The sequence below is a fragment of the Petrotoga sp. DB-2 genome (genome assembly GCF_054051725.1).
On sequence record NZ_JBSVZD010000047.1, the window covers coordinates 1 to 8,491 of the forward strand.

The following is an 8,491-nucleotide window of genomic DNA, read 5'->3' on the forward strand; positions in this document are numbered from 1 at the left end:
TAGTTCTTTTTCTTCTTGCCTTAACTTAATTTACCTTTAGTTAATCGTTGCTTTGACCTATTTCTGAAGTGGGTATTGTTAATGATAATGAATTCAAAAAGATAGTGGCAATTTTAAGGTTGGCTGTACCCTATACTGGTTTAATTTTAACAGCAAGGGAACCTTCCCATATAAGAAACGAGATATTAAAGTTAGGAGTTTCACAAATCGATGCTGGTTCTAACATTGGGATTGGAGCATATTCAACAGAAGACCAAGAAGCCTATAGAAAAAGCCAATTCACCTTAGGTGACCAAAGGAGTTTAGACGCTGTAATAAATGAATTAGCGATCGAAGGTTATCTTCCTTCATTTTGTACCGCATGCTATCGTATGGGGAGAACTGGTGAGCATTTCATGGAGTTTGCAATACCTGGATTTGTGAAAAGGTTTTGTACTCCCAACGCTATTTTAACTCTATTAGAATATGCACAAGATTACGCACTGGAAAATACCAGAATATCTATCGAAAAAAGGATCAAAGAAGAATTAAAAAATATGGATGATGGGCCCATTAAAGAGAAATTATTGGAAAGAATATATCTTGTTAAGGCTGGAAAAAGAGATCTATACTTTTGATGCAAAGGGATGTATTATATGAAATTACAAAATCACGAGATTTTAAAAAAGTTACAGAGTAAAGTTCCACATTCCCCATCCCAGTGGGCTGATTACACTAATTTTTCTGAAAAAGTTAAGAATATTGTGAATTATTTTATATCTAATGAAACCATTGAAAAAGAACACATCATCCAAATCTTGTCTTTAAATAAACATGATAAAGATCGAGAAGAACTTTTCAAGGTTGCAAATCTGATCAGAAAAGAGTATACAGGAGATTATATAAACATTAAAGGAGTTATCGAGTTTTCAAATTATTGTAAGAAAAACTGTTACTACTGTGGATTGAGAGCTAAGAATCCAATTATACAAAGGTACCGGATGACTCCCGATGAAATAATTGAAGTGGCAAATCAGGCAGCGATACTTGGTTTAGATACGATCATTCTTCAAAGTGGTGAAGATGATAAATACACAGATGATGATTTAATCTACCTCATTAGAGAAATAAGAAAAAAAACAAGTTTACCAGTATCTTTATCCATTGGGGAAAGAAGCTTTTCGTCGTATAGAAAATTCAGAAAAGCTGGCGCAGTAAGAGTGCTTCTAAAACATGAAACTATCAACAAAAAAATTTTTAAAAATATTCATCCTGAAAAAAGCTATGATAATAGAATAGAACTCTTAAGGTACATGAATACCCTGGGTTATGTGACAGGTTCGGGTAATATTATAGGTTTACCGGGACAAACGTTAGAAGACATAGCAGAAGATATTCTTTTTATGAGAAACGAAAATCTTAGGATGATAGGTATGGGTCCTTTTATCCCAACTGAAAACACTCCGTTAAAAGATCATCCTCGTGGAAGTGGTGAATTAACTTTAAACGCTTACTGTGCTACAAGGTTTTGTATTCCAAAGGCGCAAATACCTACCACTACCGCATTAGGAACAATTTCTCCAGATTTACAATACCAAGGTTTTTATGCAGGATGTAACGTTATCATGGTTAACATAACTCCAGAGGTATATAGAAAAAATTACAACATCTATGATAATAAGATAAAAGTAGAGTTTTATGAAACGTATGAGAAAATCAAACAATTAGGCTTCTCACCTTCCAAAATAACCCAAAAACGAATGGAGGAGAAAAAGAATGCCTGCAACATCCGGTTATAGGACCTACATAGCTATAGCAGGAAGAAGAAACGTTGGAAAATCTTCTTTGATAAACGCAATAGTGAACCAAGAAATAGCTCTTGTTTCCAACGTTGCCGGAACAACTACCGATCCAGTCTATAAAAGCATGGAGTTACAACCAATTGGGCCCGTTACTTTAATTGATACCCCCGGAATAGACGATGAAGGTGAACTCGGGGAAAAAAGAATTGAAAGGGCTAAACGAGCTTTTTACAAAGCTGATATAGGAGTTTTAGTAGTTGATTCTGAACCAAACGAATTTGAACACTTCATCTGCAATCTTTTTGAAAAGATGCATATCCCATTTATAATCATATTGAACAAGATAGATCAACTTAACAACATTTCTAACTTAAAACAATTATATATTAATTCTTTCAAAAAACCAGTTTTAGAAGTTTCTTGCAAAGAAAAAATCAATATAGAAAGAGTAAAAGAAGCTTTGACTGAGTTAAAACCAAAAGAAGAAGAAATTCCCATGCTTCCAAAATTTATTAAAAGTAACGATATAGTCTTACTAGTGGTTCCGGTAGACACTGGAGCACCAAAAGGTCGATTGATAATGCCACAGGTGGCAACTATAAGAGAAGCAATAGATAGAAAGGCTTTCCCAATTGTGACATCTGTTGAGGGAGTAAGTGAAATAATTAGTAAATTGAAAGAAAAACCAAGGTTGGTAATCACAGATTCTCAAGCTATTGGAAGGGTTGCTGAGTTAGTGCCTGAAGATATAAACCTAACTACATTTTCAATATTAGAAGCTCGTCATAAGGGGGATATCAGTATTTTAACTAAGGACTTGGACGTGGTTAATAATTTGGAAAATGGCGACACTGTTCTTATAATGGAAGGTTGTTCTCATCGTCCGTTAAGTGAAGATATTGGAAGAGTCAAAATTCCAAAATGGCTCGAAAAATATACTCAAAAATCCTTGAATTTTAAATTTATTGCCGGCAAGGAATTCCCTGACATAGAAGATGTAAAGAACGTAAAATTAGTGGTACATTGTGGAGGATGTACTCTTACAAGAAGAATGATGATGAGAAGAATAAATGCGATAAATAGATTAGGCATTCCCATTGTAAATTATGGAGTAATAATATCATTTCTCCACGGATCCCTAAAAAGAACTTTAGAACCTCTTTCATTATAAACAATTTTCATTGAGGCTCCTGATTTTAGGGGGCCTTTCTTTTTTCCTTAAACACGTGATTTTCACTGTTTTATAAAAGAATTGTAATGAAATTTAGCTTTTTTGTATAAAGAAGAGAGTATCATAATGTTTGTAAGCCACCAATTTAAAGATTAAGTGAAGAAAGGCGGCGAATTGCGGTGTACGAGAAAAATCAAAGTACTTATCGTGAAGATGATTCTTTCAAATTCAAATACTCTTCTCAAATTGATTTTATTAGATCTCTAAAAAATGCTAACGACGAAGAAAGTATTAGAAAGTTAGCGTTAGCCAAAGAAGATTATTTTTTTAATAATAAGAAAAGTACAAAACGTTAGATTAGAATGGATAAAAATAAAATTATCGAAATTAAAGATCTATCTGTATACATCAACAATCTAAAATTATTGAAGAATATTAATTTAGAAATATCGAAAAATGAAATCCTTTTGATTTATGGACCTAGGAATGCAGGTAAATCTTTGTTAGCAAGGTCTATGGTAGCATTAAATGAGGAACTTTTTAAAGGTATCCAAACCACTGGACAGGTTTTATTTTTAGGTGAGGATGTTAATAGCATTGAAAAAAGATATTTGCGATCCACAATTGCTTATTCTGAACCTACTTTTGTCGATAATATCAATTTCTTAACTTTAAGCGAAGTCTTCAACCTCGCTTTAAGAATAAAACCTTCCGACATTTCTCAAGAACAATATATGCTTCTTGAAAAGCTCAATATTGCACATATTTTTTCTAATCATTCTTCATTAAAAAGTTATGAGAATTTTGAAAATTGGACTATTGGAGATAAGATTTCTTTTATAATTTTTCTAAGTTTAGCTAGAAACCCCCAAGTATTTATATTTGATTCTATTCTAGACCATTTGGACGATTTCATGCATAAAGATATTAAGGATTTTCTTTTCGATATAAAAGAAGATCGATCATTGATTATTTCAACAAGAAATCTCTCCTTGTTTTCTGACATCGCTGAAAAGATTGTTTTTTTGGATAAGGGTGAGATTATTTACAAAGGAAGTATTGAGGGTTTTTTACTGAACTTCCCTCTTTAGTCATTCACTCGTCTTCATTAGAATAGATTATAACTTCGTTTTTCGCAATTTCGATATCGAACTTACCACAATCGTATTCCTTTTGAGGTTGGTAAGAAGGTAATTCTAAAAACATATTGTAAACATTTCCTTCTTTAAATATTCCTCCAGCAAAATCAATCCTATAACTTTCCATTTTGAAAGTTTTTATCTGGATATATTCATCTGTTACCAAAATGGATAAAGGAGCTCTTTCAAAATCTCGATTTACATTTTTTTTACCCAAAGTAACAAATTGGCCCGAACTAGAAAGCAAGTATACCGTACTATCTTTCTCATAGGCAAAAACAATTTCTCCATCTATACAGAATGTCTTACTTTTTTCTTCTATATCACCATAATCACAATAAAACCGGGACTTAGTAATAACAGGTTGTCCTTTTTTTGGCATCCAAATTGATAAAGGCTCTCCGTAAAAGAAAGCTCCGCTTTCAATTTCAAATACTTTATCTATGTTAGTTTCAACTTTTTTATATATCTGTTGTTTTTCCAGATCTAATGAGTATTTTTCACCTTCATAATTTGTTAAGTCTATTTCTATTTTTTTCAATCCATTTGTTAAAGTAAGTTTTGAAGGTGGTACATTTATTGTAATTGGTGTTTTTATTTTTAGATTGTTTAAAGTAGCTTCTCTACTATCTCCCGTAATCTCTAGCTCTATCCATTTTGAAGGTACTCTTGTAATCATCTCACCAATGGGTGGAGAAAATTGATGCTCAAAAATAAAACCATTCACATCTAGAAGTACATTCATATTTTCATTCCAACTTAGAAATTTAGATGTTTTGGTTCCCTCATCTGTAACAATAAAAGAATTTTCTGCAATAACAAAGACACTCCTAGGAAGTTCATTAAGTATTTCATGAATAGTACTATCTAACTTTTCCAACGAAGTTGAAACGGTTTTATTTTTATACTTTATATAGAATAGATTGTTAATATAATCTATTTCCATAATTTGGGAGTTTTCACCAGGAGGGACGGAGATATCCGCATATTTGTAGAGATTTAATAAAACCTCGTCGAAATATTTCGACGGGCCACTATAAACTAAGCCTATTTCCACTTTTGCTAAAGTTAAAACGCTTATTAGAATAAAGCTGAATAAAAATATAACCCTTGAGGGGGAGCTGATGCAGGAGCCAATGCTCTTTTTTTTGCTTCCAGAATTTCCTCTATTTTTTCCACTTCCCATACATCTGTACCCACCTTTACCAATGCACCAACAATATTTCTAACCATTCTTCTTAAAAAAGACTTTCCTTCAACTCTTATCAAAATTATATCTTTTCTTAACTCTATTATTCTTACCCTGTAAATAGTTCTTATAGGATTCCTTTCATCGTTTCCCGTTTTAAAGCTGGTGAAGTCATGCTCACCTTCAAAATATCTTGATGCTTGCCTCATCTTTTCTAAATTTAATGTGAGGGGAACCCACCACACTCTGTTTCTTAAAAATATATTTGGATCTTCATTTGTATAAATAAAATAGTGATATATTCTTTTTTTTGCCTCAGCCCTTGGATTAAACCCTTCTTTTACTTCTTTGACTTCCTTTACATATACATCTTCTGGTAAAATAGCATTCAAAGCATCTTTTATATTTTTTTCGGTCATATTTTCGTTCTCTACCTTAAATGAAATAACTTGACCCATCGCATGTACTCCTGTATCTGTTCTTCCACACGCATAAGATGGAATTTCTTTTTTAAAAATAATTTTTAGTGCTCTTTCAAACTCATCTTGAACGGTACGAAATGTCGGCTGACTCTGATAACCATAAAAGTTTGTACCATCATACATTACCTTTGCTGCGACCCATTTCACGAAAATTCCTCCTAATACGTCTTCTGTACTAATTGAGCCTCTAAAATTTTGAATGCGATTTCCGATTCAAATTTTTTTAACAGATCTATGTTCTTTTTATAAATTCCTTCATAGATTTTTATCAAATACAAATTAACAAGTTTTGTAATTCTTTGAGCGATCAACTCTTTAATATCAAAAGGGACATTTTCAACTGTCTTTTCTAGCCAATAACTAAAATTATTATTTATATCGTTTTCTAAAATCAAATCATTGAAAGAAGAAATTACCCTCCTTAACCCTACATATTTAGAGACAAGATCAACATAATCACCATGAATCTCTCTAACGTTGTTGGAAATGTCATCACAATAACTTAATTTAAGATATTTTCCTTTTCGCTCGCTTATATTTAAATATCTTCTTATACCTGATAAATCATTATTATCTTCTTCCACCAGAAAATATCCCACGAAATGATCAGAATTTTTTCTTAAAATAGAAGGTGGAAGAATATCGTTTATTTTTATCGTGCTGCCATCTAAATAAGAAATATCGTTTATTTCTACAAAATTTCCTTTATCTGAAAACAAAACGTTATGAAACCGCATTTTCACTCACCTTTATTTGAAATACTAAACATTTACAATTTCTGATATAACCTGCTCAGCATCTTTTATTAGTTTACGGGATTCATTTTCTGAAGATGATTTTACCATAATATAAAATTTAATTTTTGGCTCTGTTCCTGAAGGTCTTGCTATTATTTTAACGTTTGAATATCTCAATTCCACTACATCGGATTTCGGGAATCCCTCTATCCCATTAAGATAATCTAAAGTTTCCTTCAAGGTAAAATCACCCACTTTTATAGGTGGGGTTTTTCTCATCTTGTTCATTATACGTTTTATTTTTTGAGTTCCTTCAAACCCTTCAAAAGTAAACGAAAGAAGTTTTTCATCATAATAGCCATACCTTTCCTTTAGATCCTTCAAATATTCAGTGAGTGTTTTCATCTTAGAAAGCAATTCAGAACTCATAACAGAAATTAATGCAGCAGCAATTATGGCATCTTTATCCCTCACATGATCATTCGCTAAATATCCATAACTTTCCTCAAATCCAAATATGAATTTCCTTCCACTGCCTATATACTTTTCAATTTTTTCCCCTATATATTTGAATCCAGTCAACGTTTCTTCGACTTTTACATTGAACTCTTGAGCAATGGGTTTAACCATATCAGTAGTAACTATTGTCTTTACAATGTAATCATCAGGGTTTAAGGAAGAAAATTCTCTAAATTTGCTTAACAAATAGTGAGCCAACATGACTCCAACTTGATTTCCTGTAAAAGATACATAATCACCTTTGTACTTTTCAAATACCCCTATTCTATCACCGTCAGGATCTGTTGCCAAAACAAGATTAGCATCTATTTCTTTTGCTTTTTTCAAAGCCAGTTCAAATGCTTCTTTCTCTTCGGGATTAGGAACCTTTAAAGTTGAAAAGGAAGGATCAATTTTTGATTGTTCTTCAACTAGACTTAACTCAAAACCTAATCTATTCAAAATACCTTCAACTAATTTCAAAGCTGCTCCATACAATGGTGTATATACTATTAAGGGTTTTTTATCCATCTTTGGATTTAAAGACCTAATATATCCTTCAATTTCATCTAAATAATCGTTGAAAATGGTTTCGTTAAGTATATTTATTTTTTCAGAATTAACAGCTTCTTCGAAGCTCATCATCTTAATATCTTTGAAGTAATCTAACTTTTCAATTTCTGTAGTAATTTCATTAGCATATTGGGGAACCGCTTGAGTGCCGTCAGATGTGTAAACTTTGTAACCGTTGTATTCAGGTGGATTATGGCTTGCGGTTATGACTATTCCTCCATCTGTTTTTAGCTTTCTTACCGTGAAGGAAAGTAATGGTGTGGGAGCGACTTGATCAAAAATATGAACATTAACGTTATTAGCAGCTAATACTCGAGCAGCAACCTTTGCAAATAAGTCGGAGTTATTCCTTGTATCGTAAGCAATAACAACACTGGGAAAATCTTTATATTTTTTCAAATAATTAGCAAACCCCTGAGTCGCTCGAGCTACGGTGTATACATTCATTCTGTTGGTACCAACACCCATTATACCCCTTAAACCACCAGTTCCAAATTCTAAATCTTTATAAAATCGATCAATAATCTCATCCTCATTATCCTTTAAACGCATCAATTCTTCTTTGAAATCTTCTGTCACATTTTCAAGCCACTGCTGATATCTTTTATATGCAATTTCTTTAACGTCTTCCATTTCACTCCCTACCTCCATTTTTAGAAGTTTATACTGAATTTAGAAATTTGAAAATTTGCTTTAATAGCACTTCGCCCTGTAACTTCCCGTCCTTTCACACCGAAACTCATCAAAAAAATTATATCATATTTTTTCCTTTTTATTAAGCAAAAATGCCGCGTATATTCTACGCGGCAATTTTTAAGGGCGGGACTTGGGCAGAGAAACTTTAAAAAAAAAGAGAAGGGGGCGATACCTACTCTCACACGTCTTAGCGTACTACCATCGGCACGATACGGCTTAACCGTC

Annotated in this window: 9 protein-coding genes and 1 pseudogene; 5 read left to right on the top strand and 5 right to left on the bottom strand. The window is 32.5% G+C overall.

Going from position 1 to position 8,491, the window contains the following annotated elements; translation table 11 throughout:
• Positions 1 to 77: 77 nt before the first annotated feature.
• The 5 genes and pseudogenes from ACW9JY_RS10080 to ACW9JY_RS10100 form a co-directional block, all read left to right on the top strand.
• Positions 78 to 617, top strand: a pseudogene (locus ACW9JY_RS10080) ([FeFe] hydrogenase H-cluster radical SAM maturase HydG); the annotation flags it as partial.
• Positions 618 to 635: 18 nt separating this feature from the next.
• Positions 636 to 1,778: a [FeFe] hydrogenase H-cluster radical SAM maturase HydE gene (gene hydE / locus ACW9JY_RS10085; RefSeq protein ID WP_103899142.1), complete on the top strand. Its 1,143-nt coding sequence runs from the start codon at positions 636 to 638 to the stop codon at positions 1,776 to 1,778.
• Complete coding sequence (hydF, locus tag ACW9JY_RS10090; RefSeq protein WP_103899141.1) at positions 1,756 to 2,952, top strand: [FeFe] hydrogenase H-cluster maturation GTPase HydF; 1,197 nt, start codon at positions 1,756 to 1,758, stop codon at positions 2,950 to 2,952. The genes hydE and hydF overlap by 23 nt, the downstream gene beginning before the upstream one ends.
• Positions 2,953 to 3,131: 179 nt before the next feature.
• Positions 3,132 to 3,308, top strand: coding sequence for a hypothetical protein (locus ACW9JY_RS10095; protein ID WP_169926348.1), 177 nt, complete (start codon positions 3,132 to 3,134; stop codon positions 3,306 to 3,308).
• 6 nt (positions 3,309 to 3,314) lie between these two features.
• Positions 3,315 to 4,043: an ATP-binding cassette domain-containing protein gene (locus ACW9JY_RS10100; protein WP_103079243.1), complete on the top strand. Its 729-nt coding sequence runs from the start codon at positions 3,315 to 3,317 to the stop codon at positions 4,041 to 4,043.
• Positions 4,044 to 4,047: 4 nt separating this feature from the next.
• Here ACW9JY_RS10100 and ACW9JY_RS10105 read toward each other — a convergent pair whose 3' ends face one another.
• The 5 genes from ACW9JY_RS10105 to ACW9JY_RS10125 all read right to left on the bottom strand — a co-directional run.
• Positions 4,048 to 5,148: a hypothetical protein gene (locus ACW9JY_RS10105; RefSeq protein ID WP_457284274.1), complete on the bottom strand. Its 1,101-nt coding sequence runs from the start codon at positions 5,146 to 5,148 to the stop codon at positions 4,048 to 4,050.
• 23 nt (positions 5,149 to 5,171) lie between these two features.
• A complete protein-coding gene (truA, locus tag ACW9JY_RS10110; protein WP_103079241.1) occupies positions 5,172 to 5,909 on the bottom strand; it encodes a tRNA pseudouridine(38-40) synthase TruA in 738 nt (245 codons plus the stop codon).
• 11 nt (positions 5,910 to 5,920) lie between these two features.
• Positions 5,921 to 6,499, bottom strand: coding sequence for a hypothetical protein (locus ACW9JY_RS10115; protein WP_457284275.1), 579 nt, complete (start codon positions 6,497 to 6,499; stop codon positions 5,921 to 5,923).
• Positions 6,500 to 6,523: 24 nt separating this feature from the next.
• Positions 6,524 to 8,203 carry a phospho-sugar mutase gene (locus tag ACW9JY_RS10120; RefSeq protein ID WP_457284276.1) on the bottom strand — a complete coding sequence of 560 codons (1,680 nt, stop codon included), beginning with the start codon at positions 8,201 to 8,203 and terminating at the stop codon, positions 6,524 to 6,526.
• 20 nt (positions 8,204 to 8,223) lie between these two features.
• Positions 8,224 to 8,491, bottom strand: a 268-nt coding sequence (locus tag ACW9JY_RS10125) for a hypothetical protein (protein WP_457284277.1), incomplete at its 5' end; no start/stop codon positions are given.